Origin of the sequence: Kribbella sp. NPDC006257, from assembly GCF_040613535.1 — a bacterium.
In the GTDB taxonomy this organism is placed as follows: domain Bacteria; phylum Actinomycetota; class Actinomycetes; order Propionibacteriales; family Kribbellaceae; genus Kribbella.
This window is the reverse complement of sequence record NZ_JBEXSJ010000026.1, coordinates 87,318-109,460: the sequence shown is the minus strand read 5'-3', so window position 1 is coordinate 109,460 and position 22,143 is coordinate 87,318. Positions and strand designations below refer to the sequence as shown.

The window sequence follows — 22,143 nt, the reverse complement described above, 5'->3', positions numbered from 1 at the left end:
AAACCGGCTGGAATGACGAAATGATCAACACCGGAAAGTAGCACTGAGCGACCGCAGAAATAGCTCAGGAGTGCAGATATCCGGAAACCGCCTTCGTGAATCCGGCGATCCGGACCAGCGGTGCCTCGTCGCCCTCGGCGCCGGGGTCGGCCGCCGAGGGTGCCGGGATGCCCTCGCCCGCGCAGGACAGGTCCTTCGCCGGTGCCCGGCCGGTGGTGAGAAAGGTGTTCACGATCTTGTCGGCGCACTTGTTCACGCCGCCGTAGATGCCGTGGTCGCCCTCGTTGGTGATCGTGAGCAGCCGCGAACCGGCGTACCGGCTGTGGGCGGAGGTGGCGAGTGCTGCATTCGTTGCCGGGTCGTGCACCGACTGGACCATCAACGTCGTCGGTAAGCCTTTGCCTGTAGGGATCCGCAGCCGCAGGTTCGGCCGGTTCCAGTACGCGCACGGGTTCTCGCTCATCGACCAGCCGAGCAGTGGGTACTTCGGGCCGAGTCGCGCGGCGAGCACTTCGCCGTACTCGCGACCCTGCGGCCATTCGGTGTCGTTGCAGGTGACGGCCGTGAAGGTCGCGTTCTCGGCGTCGTCCGCGAAGGGCTGCCCGAACGGAGTGATGCCGACCGTACGCCGGGACGCCCGCCGGACCAGGTCCTGCTGGCGCGCCATCGGAAGCTGGTCGACCTTGTGCTGGGCCGCCCGGGCGCCGCCTTTGCGCTGCGCGTCGGAAAGGTCGCGCAGGAATGCCAGATCGAGCGCGAGGGAATGGAAATCCGCCTTTGTATACAAATCCCCGGTGACGATATTGTCGAGCGTGTTCTGGTCGTAGCTGATTTGCACCGAGCCGTCCAGGAAGTCCTCGGTCGCCGGCTGCTTCGCCAGTGCCGCCCGGAGCCGCTCGTAGGTCCTGATCACCAAGCGTGGCGATCCGCCGAGTTTGAGCTTGGCGTCGTACTTCGCGGCCCAGGGTGCGAAGTCCTCGCGGAACCGGCGCTCGAAGGCCTGCGGCTGGGCGATGAAGGTGTTCAGCCAGGGCGCGGTGAAGTCGGTGTTCGAGTCGAGCACGAAGCGGCCGACGTGGGTGGGGAAGTAGGTCTGGTAGTAGGCGCCCATCCAGGTGCCGGCGGAGTAGCCGACGAAGTCGATCTTGTCGTAGCCGAGCAGCTGCCGGACGAGGTCCATGTCCTGCACGGTCTGGACGGTGTTGACGAACGGGAGCAGCCCGCGCGACTGCGCCTCGCAGTACGGGCGGGTGAGGTTCGAGGCCTCGGCGATGAGGTCGAGATTCCAGGGGTGGCGGTCGCGGGCGTCCATCGTGAAGGCGGGTGCGCCTTGGCAGGTGACGTTGGTGCTGTCGCCGGTGCCGCGCGGGTCGAAGCCGACGGCGAGGTGGTCCTTGGCGAGTGCCGGGAGGCTGGCCAGGTACGGCGCCATGCCGAGCCCCGCACCGCCAGGGCCGCCGGGGTTGCCGAACACCACCCGGCTCGGCTTCTTGGCCGACCCGGACTTGCTGATCGCGAGCTGGATGTCGATGCCGCGCGCCTGATCCGACCAGTCGCGCGGGACGACGATCCTGGCGCAGGACGTCTTGAGTTCCGGATCACCGCAGACCTGCCAGTTGATCTTCTGGTCCAGATACTTCCTGGCGACGCGGTTGGGTCCGTCCTGTACGGCGTTCGTCTGCTGCAACGACGCCGTCGCAGTGGACCCCGGCACCACCAGCACCGCAGTCGCGCAGAGAGCAGAGATACCGAGGCCGGCGGCCAGGGTACGCAACGTCATACATCCTCCAGTGATGGCCAATCGTGCTCGAACCATCACAACCTGTCACGTCATCCTCTCGCGAGCGACCACCACCCCCGGCCCGTCGAAAGAACGCCCAACTGCTATAGACCGCCGGCCGGTTACGTTGACGGCAACATCGGCACTGGAAGGAAATGGCTGTTGAAGGTTGAGTTGGGTGCGGGCGGGTTTCGGTACGACGAGTTCGGGGCGGAGGATGCGCCGGCGATGGTGTTGGTGCACGGATCGGGTACCGATGCCTCGGCGTGGGCGGCAGTTGTTCCGGAGTTGAGTGAGACGTGGCGGGTGATCGCGCTGGATCAGCGGGGGCATGGCGGGAGCGTGCGGGCGGGGGAGTACTCGTTCGAGTTGATGCGGGACGATCTGCTCGAGTTTGTGGACGAGCTCGGGCTGGACGAGTTTTTGCTCTGCGGGCATTCAATGGGCGGCACGGTGGCGGCGATCTTTGCCGAGCAGTACTCCGAACGGCTGACCGGGTTGATCCTCGTCGACAGTCCGCCGCCGGACGGGCAGGGGGACTGGACGGTGCCGCCGGAGCCAGAGGAGGATCCCGGGTTCGACTGGCAGGTGATCGTCTCGATCTTCGGGCAGCTGGCTGATCCCGATCCGGCCTGGTGGGCGGACCTTTGGAAGATCACGGCGAAGACTCTCGTCGTCGGTGGCGGCTCGACGAGTGGGGTGCCGCAGGAGCTGTTGGTGAAGGTTGCCGAGTTGATCCCCGACGCCGAGCTGGTGACGATCGAGGGGGCCGGGCACGCGGTCCAGCGCACCCGGCCGGCCGAGTTGCTGGCGGCGATCCAGGCTCGCTTCGGCAGCTAGTGCCTCGTCGTACGAGAGGTCAGATCGGGATTCCGGTGTGGGTCTTGATGTGGTCGGGGAGCGCGTCGTGGGTGTCGCCGGTGGTCGGCGTACCGGCGGGGTCGATCACAACGATGTCGGCTCCGGCGTCGGAGAACGGGCGGTGGTAGATGCCGCGGGGTACGACGAAAACGGTGCCCGGGGTGAGGGAGACGACGCGTTCGGAAGGGTCGCGGAGGGCGATGCTCAGCTCGCCCTCGAGGACGAGGAAGAACTCGTCCGTGGTGTCGTGGACATGCCAGATGTAGGACCCGGCGACATGCGTCACGCGCACGTCGTAGTCGTTGATCCGCGCGGCGATCCGCGGGCTCCACAGTTCGTCGAAGGTCTTCAGGACGGCCCGTAGGTCGATCGGTTCGTTGGTCACCGCACCATCCTGGCCGCGTGCGTCCACCGTCCGTGAGTGCTAGGAATAGCACATGCCGAAAGAATCCTCGCACCGCGTCGTGGTGATCGTCGACCAGGGCTCGAACCCGTTCGAGCTCGGCGTCGCGACCGAGCTGTTCGGCCTCCGCCGCCCCGAACTCGGCCGCCGCTGGTACGACTTCACCCTCTGTACGCCGGGTGGCCCGGCCCAGATGCACTCGGGTTTCTTCGCCCTGACCGCCCCGGCCGGTCTTGAAGCCGTCGAGACCGCCGACACCGTGATCGTGCCCAACCGCCCGGACCCCGAGGTCTCCCCGTCCGAGGAGGTCCAGCAGGCCGTACGCCGGGCTGCCGCGCGCGGGGCCCGGATGGTCAGTTTCTGCACCGGCGCCTTCACTCTCGCGGCGGCCGGTGTCCTCGACGGCCGCCGAGCGACCACGCATTGGCGCTGGGCCGAGTTGTTCGAGCGCATGTACCCAGCCGTGAAGCTGGGACCCGAAGTCCTGTTCGTTGACGACGGCAACGTTCTGACAGCAGCCGGCAGTGCCGCGGCGCTCGATCTCGGGCTGCACATCATCCGGCAGGATCACGGCGCCGAGATCGCCAACCTGGTCAGCCGCCGGCTCGTCTACACCGCCCACCGCGAAGGTGGCCAGCGTCAGTTCATCGACCGCCCGGTGCCGGCGATCGCCGACACCTCACTCGCACCTCTCCTCGCATGGATCCGCGACGAGTTGGCCAGCCCACTCACCATCGCCGACATCGCGGGCCATGCGGCGATGAGTCAGGCGACGTTGCACCGCCGCTTCCAAGCAGAACTCGGTACGACGCCGCTCGCGTGGCTGACCAGCGAAAGAGTCGCGCTCGCGTGCCGTCTCCTGGAAGCAGGCGAGATCCGCCTCGACGCGGTCGCCCGCCAATGCGGTCTCGGAACGGCGACCAACCTCCGCCTCCAGCTCAGACGACGTACCGGCCTGCCGCCGAGTGAATACCGGAAGCGATTTGCTCAGGCCTGAGTGAGATCCAGCTCGGTGCGCTCGGACGGATCGGTGTGCAGCCGGAGCTGCTTGACCCGGACCGAGCCGTCGCCGTGCAGATCGAGTTCGCGATGCGCGCCATCAGGCGCCCACCCGGACTCGGTGTAGAAGGCGCGTAGAACGTCGTCGGTCGCGTTGACCCAAACAGTCACCCGGCTGAACCCATCGGCCCGCACGGTGTCGACCACTGCGTTCAACAGTCGCGACCCATGCCCGGCACGAGTCGCCTCAGGATCCACAGCCAGTTCAGCGATCAGAGCATCGTGCCGCGGATCCGCATCAGGGTCATCAGACGCAGTGATCGCAGCGAACCCAACCAGCGTCCGACCAGCCAGCGCGACCATCACCCGGTTCCGCGCCTCGCCCGGCATCAACAGAGCGGCCCGCCACTGGGCAGAGAACTGCATCGGGTCGAGATCCGCGAGCACCTGGGCCGGCAGCAATCCTTCATAAGCGCGACGCCAAGCGGCCACCTGGATCTGCCCGATCGCATCGGCCTCGGCCGGCAACGCCAGGCGCACACTCGACTCGGCAATCGGGTCCTCGGCAGCACCGATCGATGTCAGGTGCTCTGGTTCCGGTACGCCGAAGTCGTCACTCATGCCGCCCATCCTGTCAAATGCCTCTCGGCAGGACACCCGTCGGGGAGGTGTCCTGCCGAGCGGCGGCTAGAGGGTCAGTAGGTCAGTCGCCGTAGCAGCGTCTCGGCGGGACCCCGGTAGTTGTGCTTCTTCATCTGATAGGCGGCGATCACCGAGACGGTCCAGACGACGATCGCGGCACCGGCTGCGGTGAAGGCGGTGTTGCCGAGCCGGTCGCCCAGGTTCAGCGTGAACGGTGCCAGCAGGAGCATCCAGGACACCGACTGGAACAGGTAGCCCGACATCGAGCGCTGTCCGAGTGCGGAGATTGCGACGACCGGAGTACTCAGCGGCCGGCGGCGAGCCAGCAGCTTGCCGACCAGGAGTGCCCACAGTGCGACGTACCCAGGTCCGCCGAACTGCCCACTGATGTTGTGCAGGAAAGTCATCGAGCTCAGGGCCGCGTCATCCACCTTCAACCAACCAGCGGCGACCAGAGCGAGCGGCAGGCCACCAAGGACGACGATGCTCATGCAGACGGCGGCGACACGGGTCAGCAGTGCCCGGTGTGCCTGCGGGTTCTCCAGCAGCTGCTTGCGAGCGGCCCACATGCCCAACCAGACGATGACAACGAAGCCGAGCACGTACGCCGTGTGCGCAGGCCACTCGTGCAGCCGGTCCACCATGCTGGCGAAGTAGCTGGTCGCACCGAGCGACGGGTTCGGGTCGTTCGTCATCCCGTGGGTAGGCCCGGATGAGCCGATGACGGCCAGTGCGGTCATGGCGGCGACCACGATCGTGTAGACGACTTGAGCGCCCCAGATGACTAGGACGATCCGGTGGAACTTGTCGCCGCGGTTGAGGAGCAGCAAGGTGCAGAGCACTCCGACGATGCCGTAGGCGCCGAGGAAGTCCCCGAAGTACAGGAGTGTCGCGTGGACCAGGCCGAAGGCAACCAGCCAGCTGTTCCGCTTCAGCAGGATCTTCCGTACGGCGCCCGGCGTCGCGCCCGAGTTCCGCTGGCGCCGAGCCAGCTGGACCAGGCCGTAGCCGAACATCACCGCGAAGACCGGGTAGGCCCGGGCGTCGACCAGGGTGATCTTGAGGAAGTTGAGGATCCGCTCCAGGCCGTGCGGGGTGCCGTTCAGGCCCGGGCTGCCGGCGAAGGCGAAGTTGGCGGCGTTGGCCAGGCCGATCATCAGCAGCATGCCGCCGCGGATCAGGTCCGGGGCCAGCGCCCGCTCGGCGCCCCGGACCGGACCGCGATGGTCGGCGGAGACGGCGGGTGAGGTCGCGAGATGCGTCACGGGAGTCCCTCTCTGAGAAAACTGTGGTGGGGTTGAGCTGTTACCTGAATCCTGCCGCCCCCCCGCCCCCCACCCCACTGCCCTACCCCCACTCCCCAGGTGGTCCTAGCACCACCCCTTTCCGATCATCGGTCCGTTGTTCCCCGGGGTGTCGGGGATGGTTGGTCCCTTGTTGCCTCGTGCTGCTGCGGAGGCAGCCGTGCGATGGCGACGAAATAACGGACCGATGAGGCCCGACACGCCGGGGAACAACGGACCGATGATTGGAAAGGGGGTGTGACACTTTTTGTTGGGTTTGGGGAGGGAGTGTCACAAGTGGGCTATGCTGACGGGCATGGACAGGTTTCAGGCGACGATCGACGCGGACGGCCGGATCGAGCCGCGCGACGCGATGCCCGAGGGGTACCGCAAGACCCTGATCCGGCAGATCGCGCAGCACGCGCACTCCGAGATCATCGGCATGCAGCCCGAGGGCAACTGGATCAGCCGCGCGCCGTCACTGCGCCGGAAGGCGATCCTGATGGCCAAGGTGCAGGACGAGGCCGGTCACGGGCTCTACCTGTACGCCGCGGCCGAGACACTCGGCGTCGACCGGGCCGACCTGCTCGACCTGCTGCACACCGGCAAGCAGAAGTACTCCAGCATCTTCAACTACCCGACGCTGACCTGGGCCGACATCGGCGCGATCGGCTGGCTGGTCGACGGCGCCGCGATCGTCAACCAGGTCCCGCTCTGCCGCTGTTCGTACGGGCCGTATGCGCGGGCCATGGTCCGCGTCTGCAAGGAGGAGTCGTTCCACCAGCGGCAGGGCTTCGAGATCCTGCACACGCTGTGCAACGGCACGCCCGAGCAGAAGGCGATGGCCCAGGACGCGCTGAATCGCTGGTGGTGGCCGAGCCTGATGATGTTCGGCCCGCCGGACGCGAGCTCCACGCACTCCGAGCAGTCGATGGCGTGGGGGATCAAGCGGCACAGCAACGACGAGCTCCGGCAGCGGTTCGTGGACATGACCGTCCCGCAGGCCGACGTGCTCGGGATCCGGGTGCCCGACGACGGGCTGACGTACGACGAGGCGACCGGGCACTATTCCTTCACCCAGCCGGACTTCGCGGAGCTCTATGAAGTTGTCAAGGGCAACGGTCCCTGCAACGAGCAGCGGCTGGCGCATCGGGTGAAGGCCCACGAGGACGGCGCCTGGGTCCGCGAGGCAGCAGCGGCGTACGCCCGGAAACAAGCACAGAAGCAGGCCGCCAAGAAGGTGAGCGCAGCATGATCGAGCCACTCTGGGAGGTCTTCGTCCGATCGCGTCGCGGTCTGTCGCACGTGCACGTCGGCAGCCTGCACGCGCCGGACGCGACGATGGCGCTGCGCAACGCCCGTGACGTCTACACCCGCCGTCAGGAAGGCGTGTCGATCTGGGTCGTGCCCGCGGCCGATATCACCGCCTCCAGCCCGGACGAGAAGGACGAGTTCTTCGACCCGGCCGGCGACAAGGTCTACCGGCACCCGACGTTCTACGACGTCCCCGAAGGTGTGGACCATCTGTGAGCGACCTCGCTGCCTATGCACTCCGGCTGGGTGACGACGCGCTGATCGCGGCGCAGCGCACCGCCGAGTGGATCGCGGCCGCCCCGCAGCTCGAGGAAGACGTTGCTCTCGGCAACATCGGCCTCGACCAGCTCGGCCAGGCCCGCTCACTGCTCCAGTACGCCGGGCAGCTGACCGGCGTGACCGAGGACGACCTGGCGTACTTCCGCGACGAGCGCGAGTTCACCAATGTGCAACTGGTGGAGCTCCCGAACGGCGACTTCGCGACCACGATCGCCCGCCTGCTGTTCTTCGCGACGTACCAGCACCTCCTGTACGACGAGCTGCGCGGTTGCGCCGACGAGACGCTGGCCGGTGTCGCGGGCAAGGCCGTGAAGGAGGTCGCCTACCACGTCGACCACGCGACCCAGTGGGTGTTGCGCCTCGGTGACGGTACCGACGAGAGCCATCGGCGGATGCAGGCCGGCCTCGACGCGATGTGGCCCTACACGGGCGAGCTGTTCGCCTCCGATGACCTGGTGCAGCGGCTCGAGGTCGCTGTCGATCCGGCAACCGTGGAAGAGGAATGGCTTCGCCGGGTCACCGCGGTGATCGAGGAATCGACGTGCACCGTGCCGACTTCGTCGTACCAGCATTCCGGTGGTCGGGAAGGCCGGCATTCGGAGCATCTCGGCTATCTGCTCGCGGAGCTGCAGCACATCGCCCGCTCGCATCCCGGAGCGAAATGGTGACCGAGCAGGCAATTTGGGACGCGGTCGGGGAGATCGCGGATCCGGAGGTGCCGGTGCTGACGATCGCCGACCTCGGCGTACTGCGCGGCGTCCGGCACGAGGGCGACGAAGTGGTCGTGACGATCACCCCGACGTACTCCGGCTGCCCGGCGATTGACCTGATCCGGCACGAGGTCGAGCTGACGCTGAGTTCTCTGCATCTCCGGGGGCGCGTCGAGACGGCGTTGTCGCCCGCGTGGACGACCGACTGGATGAGCGAAGAGGGCAAGGCGAAGCTGACGGAGTACGGCATCGCGCCGCCGACCGGGACCCGCGCCGTCGGGGGACCGGTGATGCTCAGCCTGACCATCCGCTGCCCGTTGTGCGGCTCGCCGGACACCACCGAGCTGAGCCACTTCGGATCCACGTCCTGCAAGTCGCTCTGGCGCTGCAACTCCTGCCGTGAGCCCTTCGATCACTTCAAGGCGATCTGACGATGACTACGTTGACGCGCCGCAGGGCGAGTTTCCATCCTTTGAAGGTCAAGGCGATCGATGCGATCACCGACGACTCGGTCGCGATCACCTTCGAGGTGCCGGCCGACCTCGCCGCGGAGTACGAGTTCACCGCCGGCCAGCATCTGACGGTACGCCGTACCGATGACGACGTTCGCCGGAGCTACTCGATCTGCTCGCCGGCCGGTTCCGGCGTACTGCGGATCGCGGTCAAGAAGATCCCGGGTGGCGAGTTCTCGTCGTACGCGGCGAGTGAACTCAAGCCCGGCGACACCATCGACGTGATGACGCCGCTCGGCCGGTTCGGAACGACGCTCGATCCGGCCAACGCCAAGCACTACGCGTTCGTCGCGGCCGGCAGCGGGATCACCCCGGTGCTCTCGCTGATCGCCACCGCGCTCGCGGTCGAGCCGGAGAGCCGGGTCACCCTGCTCTACGGGAATCGCACGGCCGGCTCGGTGATGTTCGCCGACGAGTTGGCCGACCTCAAGGATGTGTACGCCGAACGCCTGCACCTGGTGCACGTGCTGTCGCGGGAGTCGACCGAGGTCGAGCTCTTCAGCGGCCGGATCGACCGGGAGCGGCTCGGCCGGATGCTCGACGCGCTGCTGCCGGTGAAGTCGGTCGACGAGTGGTTCCTCTGCGGGCCGTATGCGATGGTCGTCGGCGCTCAGGACCTCCTGCTGGAGCAGGGCGTTCCGCGCGAGACGGTGCATGCCGAGCTCTTCCATATCGGTGACGAGGCGCCGGTCGCGCGGGTCGAGGAGACCGCGGTCGACGAGGATGCCGCCGAGGTGACGGTGATCCTGGACGGGCGACGCTCCACGTTCCCGCTGGGGGAGCACGCGAAGGCGGTGCTGGACGCGACACTCGCCGTACGGTCGGATGCTCCTTTTGCCTGTAAGGGCGGGGTTTGTGGCACCTGCCGGGCGAAGGTCGTCGAGGGGTCCGTGCGGATGGACACCAACTGGGCGCTCGAGCCGGACGAGATCCGGGCCGGCTACGTGCTGACCTGCCAGTCCCACCCGACCAGCGAGAAGGTCACCCTCGACTTCGACGCCTGATCGGGCAGGAAGCTGCCACCGTCCCACCGGATGACCGGATCGTGCGGCAGAATCCGAGAGCCGCACTCCGCTCACCTGGGGGTCAGATGTCTCGACGCTGGACGACGTTCGCAACTCTTGGCGCCTTGGTCGCCGGGCTGCTCAGCAGTGCACCGGCGGTAGCAGCCGGCACCAGTCAGGGACCACCGGTTCCCAAGCTGGCCTGGCATGCGTGTGAGAACGCCGAGGGCTACGAATGCGCCACCGCGAAGGTGCCGCTGGACTACGACGATCCGCACGGTCCGACCATCGACCTCGCGGTCTCGCGGATCCGCGCCACCGACCCCAAGCACCGGATCGGTTCGCTGTTCCTCAACCCGGGTGGCCCGGGCGGCTCGGGTGTGGAGTTCCTGCAGGGAGTCGGTGGCTACCTGTACTCCGATGAAGTGCGAGCCAAGTTCGACCTGATCAGCTTCGACCCGCGCGGTGTCGCCGGCAGCACACCGCTGACCTGCTTCAAGACCCAGGAGCAGGCCGACGCGGCGACCGCACCGTTCGGGTTCCCGGTCACGCCGGCCGAGGAGCGGGCGTGGATGGGCTACGACAAGCGCTACGCCAAGTCCTGCGCGCACTACGCCGGACCGATCATCGACCATATGTCCACCGCCGACGTCGCCCGCGACATGGACGCGCTCCGGCAGGCCGTAGGGGACAAGAAGCTCACGTACGCCGGCTACTCGTACGGCACCTACCTCGGGTCGGTCTACGCGAACATGTTCCCGGACAAGGTGCGCGCGATCATCATCGACGGCGTCATCGACCCGGTCTCGGACGCCACCGGGCGGGGCCTGGAATTCCTGACCAAGCCGGTCGACGCGCGACTGGAGAGCGAGCAGGGCGCCTACCAGGAGCTGCAGGAGTTCTTGCGGCTCTGCAAGGCCGGTGGCAAGAACTGCTCGTTCAGCGCTGGTAGCCCGAAGGCCCGGTTCGACGCGTTGGCGGCCCGGCTGCGCAAACACCCGCTCGAGCTGCCCGACGGCGATGGCGGCACCTACACGGTCACCTATGCCGACATGATCGGCACCACGCTTGGCTCTCTCTACAGCGCCGGTGGCTTCGAGGGGCTGGCCGACTATCTGCAGGGACTCGACACCGCGAAGGTCAGCGCGATTCGCGCCGCCAAGGCGAAGCTGTCCAGGCCGGCTCTCGCGCAGGCCAAGCCTGCCAGACTGACTGACGACCCGGCGTACACGCAAGGCGCCGAAGGGTTCTACGGCGTCTGGTGCACCGACTCGCTGATCCCGAGCTACGCCGACGCCTGGACCTTCGCGGCGCGTGCGGCCGATCGCAAGTGGCCGTACTTCGGCCGGGCCTGGAACTGGGAGTCCAGCGTCTGCGTGCGCTGGCCGGGGCACGACTCGGACCGCTACCTCGGTCCGTTCAACAAGAACACGTCCGCTCCCGTGCTGGTCATCGGTAACCGTTGGGACCCGGCCACCCGGTACGAGGACGCGGTCAGCACGTCGAAGCTGCTCGGGAACGCGCGACTGTTGAGCGTGAGCGGCTGGGGCCACACGTCGTTGTTCTCCTCGACCTGCGCCGACAACAAGGCGAGCGCCTATCTCCTCACCGGCGCGTTGCCGAAGGCGGGCACCGTCTGCAAGCCGGACGAGGTCCCGTTCGCTCAGCCCTCAACGTTGCGCTCGGCAAAGAACGTCCCACCCTTCCAGTGGTGGCCGCCTTCGCGCTGAGCTGTGTGGCGCACCCGGTGCGTGGCATCGGGTGCGCCTCCCCAGATCTGTCGGTGTGCGCTGAAAGAATCGGCGGCTCACGAGTGATGGGGGTGGGGCGCCGTGATGGGGCGTTCGCATGCGTTGTCGGGTTGGTGTGCGGGGCTCGCGGTGGCGCCCTTGGTCGGGCTGACCTCGGTCGCCGAGGTGGTTCCGTTCGCCGCCGCGACGGCCGGGTATGCGTTGCTGCCGGATCTTGATCACCCGGGCGCGAAGGCGTCCCGGCTGCTGGGCCCGATCACGCGGATCGTCTCGGGCGCCATCCGCACTTTCTCGGGTGTGCTCTACAACGTCACCAAAGGTCCGCGCGACGAGGAGGGCACCGGCAAACACCGGCACGCCACCCACACCGTTGCTGCCGCAGCGCTGCTCGGATTCCTCGCCGCCGCGGCGGGGGAGCGTGGTGGCAAGTGGGCCGTGCTGGCGATCGCGTTGGCCGGCCTGGTGCTGGCAGCCGACGTACTGGGTGACTGGATCGTCCTCGCCGCCCTCGGAGCCGCAGGCTGGTCCGTCGTCAACGCGGTCCTCCCGGACGCCGCCGCCGACGCATTACCCGGTACGACGTACGCGGAGGCGCTCCAAGCTGGTCTCGCTCAGATCGGCAGCTGGATCGGCGTCGCCGTGGCGCTCGGCATGTTCGTGCACTGTCTGGGCGACAGCCTCACCCGCTCCGGCTGCCCCTGGCTCTGGCCGTTCCCCATCCGCGGCGAAACCTGGTACGAGATCCGTCTCCCACGCCCCCTCCGCTTCCGCACCGGCAGCTGGGTCGAGAACCTCCTGATCGTCCCCGCCCTCGTCATCGGCGGAGTCCTGCTACTCCCCGGTGCCATCCAGCTCCTGCAGCACCTCTGGTCCACGACCTCCATCTGGATCGCCGGCGGACCGTAGTACAGGTCAGAGGTCCTGCGGACTCCCCAGCAGATAAGACGGATGCCCACCGGACTCCAACGCAGCCGCGAACCTCTGCTCGTTGCGGGTGCTCGGCCAGGGCAAATCCGCGCCAGGTGAATGCTTATGGTGATCGTGGCGTCACGGACAGTGTGAGCAGAAAGTTTTTCTGACTTTTTTGGTGGAAGCTGTAACGACTCCTGGGGCCGCAACGATAGGACGAGTGAGCCTGGTAGCTGCCCGGACCCCCGAGCGGACAGCTACCAGGCCTACTCATTTCCCGGAGCATGCGGAGCGGTAATCTGAGCCCCATGTCTTCCAGCGCATCCTCCGCCTCGACGGCGCCGCCTTTCGGCCGGCTGACCACGGCGATGATCACCCCGTTCACCCCTGACGGTTCGCTCGATCTGGATGCCGCGCAGAAGGTCGCCACCCAGCTGGTCGACCAGGGCAACGACGCCCTCATCATCAACGGGACCACCGGCGAGGCACCGACCACCACGGACGCCGAGAAGGTCGAGCTGGTCAAGGCGGTGCTTGCCGCGATCGGCGACCGCGCTCAGGTGATCGCCGGCGTCGGTTCGAACAACACCGCGCACAGCGTCGAGTCCGCCAAGGCTGCGGAGGCCGCCGGCGCACATGGGTTGCTCGTCGTCACGCCGTACTACAACAAGCCGCCGCAAGCAGGCATCAAGGTGCACTTCACCGCCGTCGCCGACGCGACCGGCCTGCCGGTGCTGGTGTACGACATTCCCGGCCGGGCCGGCGTACCGATTCACACCGAGACATTGCTGGCGCTCGCCGAGCACCCGCGGATCGTCGCGGTGAAGGACGCCAAGGGCGACGTCGCCGCGACCACCAAGGTGCTGGCCAACTCGGACCTCTTCTACTACTGCGGTGCCGACGAGCTGAACCTCGCCTGGCTCGCCATGGGCGCGGTCGGCATCGCGAGCGTGGTCGCCCACGTCGCGAGCGAGCAGTACCGCGAACTCATCGACTCGGTCGTGCGCGGCGACCTGGCTACCGCGCGAACCATCGACCGACGGCTGGTGCCCGCCGTCGAGGCGATCATGACCAGAACTCAGGGCGCCATCATGGTGAAGGCCGCGCTGCGGTTGGCCGGCGTCATCGAGCACGCGACAGTCCGGTCGCCGTTGGTCGAGGCGACGCCCGAGCAGCTCCACGGGCTCACCACCGACCTCAAGACGGCAGGACTGATTGCATGAGTCACCCCCATCCCGATCTCGACCTTCCCGGCCCGCTCGCGCCCGGCGCGCTCCGGGTGATCCCGCTCGGCGGCCTCGGCGAGGTCGGCCGGAACATGACGGTCTTCGAGTACGACGGCAAGCTGCTGATCGTCGACTGCGGCGTGCTCTTCCCGGACGAGAACCAGCCCGGTGTCGACCTGATCCTCCCGGATTTCCAGCCCATCCGGGAGCGTTTGGACGACATCGTGGCGGTGGTCCTGACGCACGGCCACGAAGACCACATCGGCGGCCTGCCGTACTTGTTGCGCGAGCGTGGCGACATCCCGGTGGTCGGCTCGCAGCTGACCCTGGCGCTGCTCGAGGGCAAGCTCAAGGAACACCGGCACCGCAACGTGCCGCAGCAGACGGTCACCGAGGGCGAGAAGGTGACCTTCGGCCCGTTCGAGTGCGAGTTCGTCGCGGTCAACCACTCGATCCCGGACGCCCTGGCAGTAGCCATCCGTACGCCGGCCGGCCTGGTCCTGCACACCGGTGACTTCAAGATGGACCAGCTCCCGCTGGACAACCGGATCACCGACCTGAACGCGTTCGCCCGGCTCGGCGACGAGGGTGTCGACCTGTTCTGCGTCGACTCCACCAACTCCGAGGTGCCCGGCTTCACCACCCACGAGCGCGACATCGCCCCGGTGCTGGACGGCGTCTTCAGCAAGGCGAAGAACCAGCGCATCATCGTCGCCTGCTTCGCCTCGCACGTGCACCGCGTCCAGCAGGTGATGGACGCCGCCGTGAAGCACCACCGCAAGGTCGCGTACGTCGGGCGCTCGATGGTCCGCAACATGGCCGTCGCTCGCGACCTCGGTTTCCTCACCGTCCCAGGCGACACCTTGATCGACATGCGTGAGCTGGAGAACTACCCGCCCGAGCAGGTGGTGCTGGTCTCCACCGGGTCGCAGGGCGAGCCGATGTCGGCGCTGTCGAGGATCGCGGCGAACGACCATCACGTCGTACAGATCCAGCCCGGCGACACCGTCGTACTGGCTTCTTCCTTGATTCCGGGCAACGAGAACTCGGTGTTCCGGGTGATCAACGGGCTGACCCGGCACGGCGCGAACGTGATCCACAAGGGCAACGCGCTCGTGCACGTGTCCGGGCACGCGTCGGCGGGGGAGTTGCTCTACTGCTACAACATCGTCAAGCCGCGCAACGTGATGCCGGTGCACGGCGAGATCCGGCACCTGCACGCGAACGCGGAGCTGGCCCGGCAGACCGGCGTACCGGCGGAGAACGTCGTCGTGGTCGAGGACGGGGTGGTGGTCGATCTGATCGACCGCAAGGCCGTCGTCGCAGGCAAGGTCGAGTGCGGCTACGTGTTCGTCGACGGCTCGACCGTGGGCGACATCACGGAGACTTCGCTGAAGGACCGGCGGATTCTCGGCGACGAGGGTTTCATCTCGGTGATCGCCGTGATGGACTCTGTCACCGGCAAACTGACGGCCGGACCGGAGATCCAGGCGCGCGGGTTCGCCGAGGACGACACTGTCTTCGACGACCTGAAGCCGAAGATCGAGGCCGAGATCGAGAAGGCGATCGGGAGCGGGGTGGACGACATGTACCAGTTGCAGCAGGTCATCCGCCGCGTGGTCGGTAAATGGGTCAGCGACACACATCGTCGCCGGCCGATGATCATCCCGGTCGTCGTGGAAAGCTAACTGAAAGGTGGGCCTGTGAGCATCACTGGTGTCAACGGAGCTGGTCAGCGCCGGCCCACCATGAAAGAGGTCGCGGCCCGGGCGGGCGTGGCGCTCAAGACCGTCTCCCGGGTGGTCAACGAGGAGCCGAACGTCAGCCCGGAGCTGACCGCCAAGGTCCAGGCCGCGATCAAGGAACTGAACTACACGCCGAACGAGAGCGCCCGGATGCTGCGGCGCGGCAAGACCGGCACGATCGCGGTGGTGATCCGCGACATCGGCGACCCGTTCTTCGCCTCGCTCGGCCGCGCGGTCGAACTGTGGGCCCGGGGCAGCGGCTCGGTCGTGATGATCGGCCTGACCGACGAGGACCCGGATCGGGAGCGGGAAGTCTGCCTGGAGTTCGTTGCCCGGCGCCCCGATGCGCTGATCATGGCGCCGATCGGCGAGACCCAGGAGTACCTGGCGCCGCACGTCGACGCCGGGATGGCGGTCGTCACGATCGACCGGCCGGCGCACGGGATCGAGGCCGACGCCGTGCTGGCCGACAACGCCGGCGGTATCGACCAGGCGATCGACCACCTGATCCGGCAGGGCCATCGCCGGATCGCCTACCTCGGTGACGACGAGCGGATCTTCACCGCCCGCGAACGCGTGGTCGCCTATCGGGCCGCGATGGCCCGGCACCGGATCGACGTGGACGAGGACCTGGTCCACCTGAGCGAGCCGACCACCGAGGGGATCGGGATCACCCTGTCCGCAGTACTGGACCGGCCCGAGCCCGCGACCGCGATCCTGTCGGCCAACAACATGACCACAGCCGAGGTACTCCGGGGGATGGCGGGCCGGCGTGACCGGGTCGCCCTGGTGTCCTTCGACGACCTCGCGCTCGGCGACCTGCTGAGCCCGGGACTGACCGCGGTGGCCCAGTCCGCCGACGTGATGGCCCGGACGGCGATCCAGCTGATGACCGAGCGGCTCCCCGAACCGCACCGCCCGGGGCGGACGGTCCGGGTGCCGGTCAAACTGACGATCCGTGGGTCGGGCGAGATTCCGCCGTCGAGCTGACGGTCAGCGCATCTGCGCGCTCAACGGGCACTGGAACGGGTCCCGGGCGCGCAGGCCGACGTTGTTCAGGTAGTCGATGACGATCTTGTAGGACTCGAACAGCCCGACCTCGGTGTATTTAACGCCGTGCAGTTCGCAGTACTCGCGGACGATCGGCCGGACCTGCTTCAGGGTCGGCCGCGGCATGCTCGGGAACAGGTGGTGCTCGATCTGGTAGTTCAGCCCGCCCATCGCGAAGTCGGTCAGCACACCACCGCGGATGTTGCGCGACATCAGTACCTGGCGGCGCAGGAAGTCCAGCTTCATCGTCTTCGGCACCAGCGGCATGCCCTTGTGGTTCGGGGCGAACGAGGCGCCGAGGATCACGCCGAAGACGGCCAGCTGGAGGCCGAGGAACGCGAGGGCCTTACCGGGCGGCAGCAGGATGAGGAGTGCGGCCACGTAGAGGCCCAGCCGGGACAGCACGATTGCTGCCTCGACCCGCTCGACTCTGGTCGCGTTACGGCGGAGGAGATGCTGGATGCTCGCCACGTGCAGGCTCAGGCCTTCGAGCGTCAGCAGCGGGAAGAAGAGCCAGCCCTGGCGATCGCCGAGCCACTTCACCAGACCCGTACGCCGGGCGACGTGGTCGGGGGTGAAGGCGACGACGCCGATCGCGATGTCGGGATCCTTGCCCAGCTGGTTCGGCGCGTTGTGGTGCTTGCTGTGCTTGTTGCGCCACCAGGTAATGCTCATCCCGGCCAGCCCACCGGCCAGCGCCCGCGCGGTCCAGTCGTTCCAGCTGGCCGAGTCGAAGATCTGCCGGTGCGCGCTGTCATGGCTGAGGAACGCGACCTGGACCAGGACCAGCGCGAGTGCACCGGCCATCAGGAGCTGGAACCAGGAGTCACCGAGCAGGATGAATCCGGTGACGATGCCGCCGAGCGCGGCGAGGACCAGTCCGATCCGCGTCCAGTAATAGCCGTGACGCCGCTTCAGCAGCCCGAGTTCGCGGACCGTGTTCAGCAGATCGCTGTAGAGGCTCGCGTGGCGCTGTTGCGCTCCTTGCGGGCGCGGGTCATCGGCAACGAGTTGTGTCAAAGGGGGAGCTCCGTCCGGGCAGTGCATCGTCGATGCGCTACCGGGGTCCGGGGCAGCGCCACGAGAAGTGTGGCTGTCACCCGCAACGGAACCATCTCCGCCGGTACTACACAAGCCATCGGGGGCTTAACTGGTCATTAAGGATGAGGTACGGAGTGTGCCGTCGAGCACACCGGCCGCCACCGAGGTGAGGCCGCAGCCGCTGCGCCGCGCGTACGAGCGCATCGCGGTGAAGGCTTCGGGCAGAGCGAGACCGGCTCGTTCGGCCAGCATTCCCTTGGCCTGTTCGATCAGGACCCGGCTGTCGAGTGCGTGCTGGAGCTGCTGGGTCAGCACTTGGTGGGACCGGACCTCGCGCTCGTGCAGGAGTCCGATCGTCGCCATGTCGGACAGCGCTTGCCCCAGCGCGGCGTCAGCGTCGGTCAGTCGTGCGGGGTGGGTGCGGAACAGATTCATGACACCGATCACCTGGCCTCTGAGGCGCAAGGGCAGGGCGTGGGTCGACGCGTAGCCGGCGGCTGCCGCGGCCGCGGCGAAGTCCGGCCAGCGGGAGAGATCGACGTTGACCACCGGCATACCGGTCCGGAAGCATTCCGGGCAAGGGCCCTGATCGTGCTGCAGTTCGAACAGCTCCAGGACCTCGGCCTGGTCCTCTGAGGAGGCCAGCACATGCAGTACGCCGTCGTCGTCGGTCAGCATCAGCCCGGCGGCGTCCACGTCGAGCAGTTCGACCGTCGCCTCGGCGAGTCCACTGAGGAAGTCGACCAGGTCGAACTCGGCCACCAGCGTGTCGGCCAGCTCGATGAAGATCTGGGTGAGGCGATGTTCGCGTGTCATGGGTCCTTCCCGCCCGCTCGTGCCTCAATCATCGAGCTCCACGCAAGGGCTCACCACCCCTGTTGAGTTGTCAGGTAGTTCGCTCTGCCGTCACCCGGCCGTCATCTCCGGCGAGCACCTTCGGCAGCATGAACCTGAGTCGCCGCCAGCTGCTGGCCGCCACCACCGCCGCGGGCGCATCGCTCGCTCTTCCAGCCGCGTCCGCCGCCGCCGCGCCCAACGTCGTACGCCGGACCCGGCCGGCCATCACGTCCGGGATCGCCAGCGGGGACGTCACCACGAACTCGGCCGTCGTCTGGTCCCGCACCGACCGCCGGTCGCGCCTGGTCGTCGAGCTGACCAGCCACGGCCGCTTCGACCGGGCCATCCGGCTGCGCGGACCGGTCACCTCCGCGGACGACGACTTCACCGCGCAATTGCCGTTGCGCGGGCTGCGGCCCGGACAGCGCTACGACTACCGGATCGGCTTCGAGGACTCCTCCGGCCGTATCGGCGAGACTGCCTGCGGCTCCTTCAGTACGCCGGGCCGCAACCGCCCGCTGAGCTTCGTCTTCACCGGCGACACGGCCGGCCAGGGCTACGGGATCAACCCGGAGATCGGCGGGATGATCGCGTACAAGGCGATGCACCAGACCCGGCCGGACTTCTTCCTGCACTCCGGCGACAACATCTACGCCGACGGCCCGATCCAGGCCACCGTGAATGTTGCCGACGGCACCGTGTGGAAGAACGTGGTGACCGAGGAGGTCTCCAAGGTCGCCGAGACGCTGGCGGAGTACCGCGGCCGCTACAAGTACAACCTGCTCGACCAGAACGTGCGCGACCTGTACGCCGACGTGCCGCTGATCAGCCAGTGGGACGACCACGAGACGCTGAACAACTGGTACCCCGGTGAGATCCTGACCGACGATCGGTACACCGAGAAGCGCGTGGACGTGCTCGCCTCGCGGGCCCGGAAGGCGTTCCTCGAGTACCTGCCGATGGTGCACACCGCCGGCCGGGACCGGATCTACCGCAAGGTGAGCTACGGACCGCTGCTGGACGTGTTCTGCCTGGACATGCGGACCTACCGTGGCGCCAACCCGGCTCCCGATGTCGCTGGGCCGGTCGCGATGCTCGGTAGCGAGCAGGCAGCCTGGCTGGTGCGCGAGGCCGCCGCGTCGAAGGCGACCTGGAAGGTGATCGCCAGCGACATGCCGCTCGGCGTGCTGGTCCCGGACGGTACGGAGATCGAGGCGGTCGCGAACGGACTGGCCGGTGCACCCGGTGGGCGCGAGCACGAGATGGCCTGGGTGCTCTCGCAGTTCAAGCGACGCAAGGTGCGCAACACGGTCTGGTTGACGGCGGACGTGCACTACTGCGCCGCGCATCACTACGACCCTTCGCGCGCGGCGTACACGGACTTCGACCAGTTCTGGGAGATCGTCGCGGGCCCGGTGAACGCAGGCACCTTCGGCCCGAACGCACTCGATTCCACCTTCGGCCCGAAGGTCGAGTTCCAGAAGGCGGCAGACTTCCCGAACCAGCCGCCGAGCGGCGGGAACCAGTTCTTCGGCCACGCCGCCATCGACCCGCACAGCGAGGTGCTCGCCGTCTCGTTGCGTGACCTCTACGGCACCGTCCTGTGGCGTAAGGATCTGCAGCCTGCAGGAAGGGGAAATCCTTCGAGCTGAACGGATGCGGCGTACTAGGTTGGCGGTATGACCGTCGAGTATCCCGAGAGCCGTCGCGACGAGAGCATCGTCGACACCCTGCACGGCCACCAGATCGCCGATCCCTACCGCTGGCTCGAAGATGCCGACGCCGCCGAGACCAAGGACTGGGTCGGCCGGCAGAACGCCTTCACCGAAAGCATGCTGACGCAGTACGCCGAACGGCCGTGGTTCGCGCGCACGATGACCGAGATCCTCGCGCGCCCACGGGCCGGCGTACCGGTGCACGAGTCGGGCTGGTTCTTCGTCGGCCGCAACGACGGGACGACCGCGCAGGACGTCGTGTACGTCGCGGACTCGCTCGCCGGGCTGCTCGAGGGCGGCCGGGTGCTGATCGACCCGAACACGCTGTCCGAGGCCGGCACCGATTCGCTCGGCAGCTTCACCGTCAGCCCGGACGGCCGGTACTTCGCGTACGGGATCAACGAGAGCGGCAGCGACTGGACCACCTTCCGGCTGCTAGAGATCGCCACTGGTGAGGCCGTCGACGACGTGGTGACCGAAGCGAAGTTCTCCGAGGCGGTCTGGTTGCCCGACTCCTCGGCGTACCTCTACTCGCACTATCCCGCGAGCGGGCGCACCGAAGGCACCGAGACCAAGGCGCTCGGCGGCGGCCAGCTCAAGCTGCACCGGATCGGTACGCCGCAGGCCGACGACGAGTTGATCCTCAGCTTCCCGGACGACCCGCGGATGAACATCGGACCGGTGGTCTCCGACGACGACCGGTACGTCGTCGCCCATCTCCGCAAGGGCACCGACCCCGCGACCCGGCTCTGGCTCTACCCGGTCACCGCCGACGGGCTCGGTGAGCCGATCAAGGTGATCGACGAGTTCGCCGACGAGATCGGCTTCGTCCGGATGGCGGGGGAGCGGCTGATCCTGCGCACCACCCGGGATGCGCCGCGTGGGCGGGTCGTGAGCAGTGATCTCTCGGGCAACTTCATTGACGTCATCCCGGAGGCGGAGGACGCGCTGCTCTCGGCGTACGGGACTGCCGCCGGGCTGGCGACGCTCTACCTGGTCGATGCGCAGCCCGAGCTCCGGTTGCACGACCTCGACGGCGGCAACACCCGGTCGATCCCGCTCGCGCGGGGTGGTCTGGTCGACCTGCACGCCTCAGCGACGCACGACGAGGTGTTCGTCGGGATGTCCTCCTCGACCGAGCCGACCACGTCGTACGTCGTCTCTGCCGCCTCCGGCGAGATCGAGGCCCTTCCTCTGTTGGCGTCTTCCGGAGCGGGTTTCGTCGCGCCGCCGATCACCATGACCCGAGTGGTCGAGCCCGGCCGAGAGGTCCCGTACTACGTGATCACGCGAGCTGACCTGGACTGGTCCGAGCCGCGGCCGACCATGTTGTACGGGTACGGCGGCTTCCGCGTCCCGATCTTCCCCGACTACCGGCCGGGCTGGCCCGCTTGGCTCGCAGCCGGCGGCGTACTGGTGATCGCGAACCTGCGGGGCGGTGGTGAGTACGGCAGCGACTGGTACGAAGCAGGCCGGTTGAAGAACAAGCAGAACGTCTTCGACGACTTCATCGCCGTCGCTGAGCATCTGCAGAAGACCCGGGTGACTACTGCAGGCCAGCTGGCCATCCATGGACGCAGCAACGGCGGTCTACTGGTTGGCGCTGTCATGACTCAGCGCCCGGACCTCTTCGCCGTCGCACTGCCCGGTGTCGGCGTGATGGACATGCTGCGCTTCCACCTCTTCACCGTGGGCGCTGCCTGGGCCTCGGACTTCGGTCTACCCGACGACCCCGACCAGTTCGAGGACTTGCTGGCGTACTCACCGCTACACAACCTGCACGACGGTACGACGTACCCGGCGACTCTGGTCGTTACTGGCGATCACGACGATCGCGTCGTGCCGCTGCACAGCCACAAGTTCATAGCAACCCTGCAACACGCGCAGGCGGGCTCCGCTCCGGTCCTGACCCGCATCGAGGTCGACACCGGCCACGGCTTCGGAAAGCCCGCCGCGATGGTCGCATCAGAATGGGCCGACCTGCTGGCGTTCGCTGCTCACCACACAGGACTGCAGCCGGAGTAGCAGGTCGGTATTTTGACGGATGCCGGCTCACGGTGGGCGGTGGTGAACTCGGGCCAC

The 22,143-nt window shown here is 67.5% G+C and carries 20 protein-coding genes; 14 read left to right on the top strand and 6 right to left on the bottom strand.

What is annotated here, in order from left to right:
* Positions 1 to 64 precede the first annotated feature (64 nt).
* Positions 65 to 1,780, bottom strand: a complete 1,716-nt coding sequence (locus tag ABZ004_RS27945; protein ID WP_355684038.1) for an alpha/beta hydrolase — start codon at positions 1,778 to 1,780, stop codon at positions 65 to 67.
* Between the two features lie 162 nt (positions 1,781 to 1,942).
* Between ABZ004_RS27945 and ABZ004_RS27940 the strand changes: the two genes are divergently transcribed.
* Complete coding sequence (locus tag ABZ004_RS27940) at positions 1,943 to 2,620, top strand: alpha/beta hydrolase (protein WP_355684037.1); 678 nt, start codon at positions 1,943 to 1,945, stop codon at positions 2,618 to 2,620.
* Positions 2,621 to 2,639: 19 nt separating this feature from the next.
* Here the strand turns inward: ABZ004_RS27940 and ABZ004_RS27935 are convergent, their stop codons facing one another.
* A complete protein-coding gene (locus ABZ004_RS27935; protein WP_355684036.1) occupies positions 2,640 to 3,026 on the bottom strand; it encodes a cupin domain-containing protein in 387 nt (128 codons plus the stop codon).
* A gap of 52 nt (positions 3,027 to 3,078) precedes the next feature.
* Here ABZ004_RS27935 and ABZ004_RS27930 point away from each other — a divergent pair, with 52 nt between their 5' ends.
* Positions 3,079 to 4,041 (top strand): helix-turn-helix domain-containing protein, encoded by a 963-nt coding sequence (locus ABZ004_RS27930; protein ID WP_355684035.1) that lies wholly within the window; start codon positions 3,079 to 3,081, stop codon positions 4,039 to 4,041.
* On the opposite strand, the gene ABZ004_RS27925 is transcribed toward ABZ004_RS27930, so the two are convergent.
* A complete protein-coding gene (locus ABZ004_RS27925; RefSeq protein WP_355684034.1) occupies positions 4,032 to 4,664 on the bottom strand; it encodes a GNAT family N-acetyltransferase in 633 nt (210 codons plus the stop codon). The two genes, ABZ004_RS27930 and ABZ004_RS27925, sit on opposite strands and share 10 nt — an antisense overlap.
* Positions 4,665 to 4,738: 74 nt before the next feature.
* The gene (locus ABZ004_RS27920) at positions 4,739 to 5,950 is read right to left on the bottom strand and encodes a DUF418 domain-containing protein (RefSeq protein WP_355684033.1); all 1,212 of its coding nucleotides are present in this window, start codon (positions 5,948 to 5,950) and stop codon (positions 4,739 to 4,741) included.
* 334 nt (positions 5,951 to 6,284) lie between these two features.
* Between ABZ004_RS27920 and paaA the strand changes: the two genes are divergently transcribed.
* The 10 genes from paaA (at position 6,285) to ABZ004_RS27870 (ending at position 16,408) form a co-directional block, all read left to right on the top strand.
* Positions 6,285 to 7,223: a 1,2-phenylacetyl-CoA epoxidase subunit PaaA gene (gene paaA, locus ABZ004_RS27915; protein WP_355684032.1), complete on the top strand. Its 939-nt coding sequence runs from the start codon at positions 6,285 to 6,287 to the stop codon at positions 7,221 to 7,223.
* The gene (gene paaB, locus ABZ004_RS27910) at positions 7,220 to 7,498 is read left to right on the top strand and encodes a 1,2-phenylacetyl-CoA epoxidase subunit PaaB (RefSeq protein ID WP_355684031.1); all 279 of its coding nucleotides are present in this window, start codon (positions 7,220 to 7,222) and stop codon (positions 7,496 to 7,498) included. The genes paaA and paaB overlap by 4 nt, the downstream gene beginning before the upstream one ends.
* Complete coding sequence (paaC, locus tag ABZ004_RS27905) at positions 7,495 to 8,229, top strand: 1,2-phenylacetyl-CoA epoxidase subunit PaaC (protein WP_355684030.1); 735 nt, start codon at positions 7,495 to 7,497, stop codon at positions 8,227 to 8,229. Before paaB ends, paaC begins: the two co-directional genes overlap by 4 nt.
* On the top strand, positions 8,223 to 8,702 hold the full coding sequence (paaD, locus tag ABZ004_RS27900; protein ID WP_355684029.1) for a 1,2-phenylacetyl-CoA epoxidase subunit PaaD: 480 nt from the start codon (positions 8,223 to 8,225) through the stop codon (positions 8,700 to 8,702). Before paaC ends, paaD begins: the two co-directional genes overlap by 7 nt.
* Before the next feature lie 2 nt (positions 8,703 to 8,704).
* Positions 8,705 to 9,787 carry a 1,2-phenylacetyl-CoA epoxidase subunit PaaE gene (paaE, locus tag ABZ004_RS27895; RefSeq protein WP_355684028.1) on the top strand — a complete coding sequence of 361 codons (1,083 nt, stop codon included), beginning with the start codon at positions 8,705 to 8,707 and terminating at the stop codon, positions 9,785 to 9,787.
* Positions 9,788 to 9,873: 86 nt separating this feature from the next.
* Positions 9,874 to 11,517 (top strand): alpha/beta hydrolase, encoded by a 1,644-nt coding sequence (locus ABZ004_RS27890; protein ID WP_355684027.1) that lies wholly within the window; start codon positions 9,874 to 9,876, stop codon positions 11,515 to 11,517.
* A gap of 105 nt (positions 11,518 to 11,622) precedes the next feature.
* Entirely contained in the window at positions 11,623 to 12,444 is an 822-nt protein-coding gene (locus ABZ004_RS27885) for a metal-dependent hydrolase (RefSeq protein WP_355684026.1), read from the top strand.
* A 311-nt stretch (positions 12,445 to 12,755) separates the two neighbouring features.
* Positions 12,756 to 13,670 carry a 4-hydroxy-tetrahydrodipicolinate synthase gene (dapA, locus tag ABZ004_RS27880; RefSeq protein ID WP_355684025.1) on the top strand — a complete coding sequence of 305 codons (915 nt, stop codon included), beginning with the start codon at positions 12,756 to 12,758 and terminating at the stop codon, positions 13,668 to 13,670.
* Positions 13,667 to 15,361 carry a ribonuclease J gene (locus ABZ004_RS27875; RefSeq protein ID WP_355684024.1) on the top strand — a complete coding sequence of 565 codons (1,695 nt, stop codon included), beginning with the start codon at positions 13,667 to 13,669 and terminating at the stop codon, positions 15,359 to 15,361. Before dapA ends, ABZ004_RS27875 begins: the two co-directional genes overlap by 4 nt.
* 15 nt (positions 15,362 to 15,376) lie before the next feature.
* A complete protein-coding gene (locus ABZ004_RS27870) occupies positions 15,377 to 16,408 on the top strand; it encodes a LacI family DNA-binding transcriptional regulator (RefSeq protein WP_355684023.1) in 1,032 nt (343 codons plus the stop codon).
* 3 nt (positions 16,409 to 16,411) lie between these two features.
* Here the strand turns inward: ABZ004_RS27870 and ABZ004_RS27865 are convergent, their stop codons facing one another.
* Both ABZ004_RS27865 and ABZ004_RS27860 read right to left on the bottom strand, forming a co-directional pair.
* Entirely contained in the window at positions 16,412 to 17,488 is a 1,077-nt protein-coding gene (locus ABZ004_RS27865; protein ID WP_355684022.1) for an acyl-CoA desaturase, read from the bottom strand.
* 126 nt (positions 17,489 to 17,614) lie between these two features.
* Entirely contained in the window at positions 17,615 to 18,325 is a 711-nt protein-coding gene (locus ABZ004_RS27860) for a GAF and ANTAR domain-containing protein (RefSeq protein WP_355684021.1), read from the bottom strand.
* Between the two features lie 128 nt (positions 18,326 to 18,453).
* On the opposite strand from ABZ004_RS27860, the gene ABZ004_RS27855 reads away from it, so the two are divergent.
* Together ABZ004_RS27855 and ABZ004_RS27850 are read left to right on the top strand one after the other, a co-directional pair.
* The gene (locus tag ABZ004_RS27855; protein WP_355684020.1) at positions 18,454 to 19,998 is read left to right on the top strand and encodes an alkaline phosphatase D family protein; all 1,545 of its coding nucleotides are present in this window, start codon (positions 18,454 to 18,456) and stop codon (positions 19,996 to 19,998) included.
* Between the two features lie 27 nt (positions 19,999 to 20,025).
* Positions 20,026 to 22,086 carry a prolyl oligopeptidase family serine peptidase gene (locus tag ABZ004_RS27850; protein WP_355684019.1) on the top strand — a complete coding sequence of 687 codons (2,061 nt, stop codon included), beginning with the start codon at positions 20,026 to 20,028 and terminating at the stop codon, positions 22,084 to 22,086.
* Positions 22,087 to 22,143 lie beyond the last annotated feature (57 nt).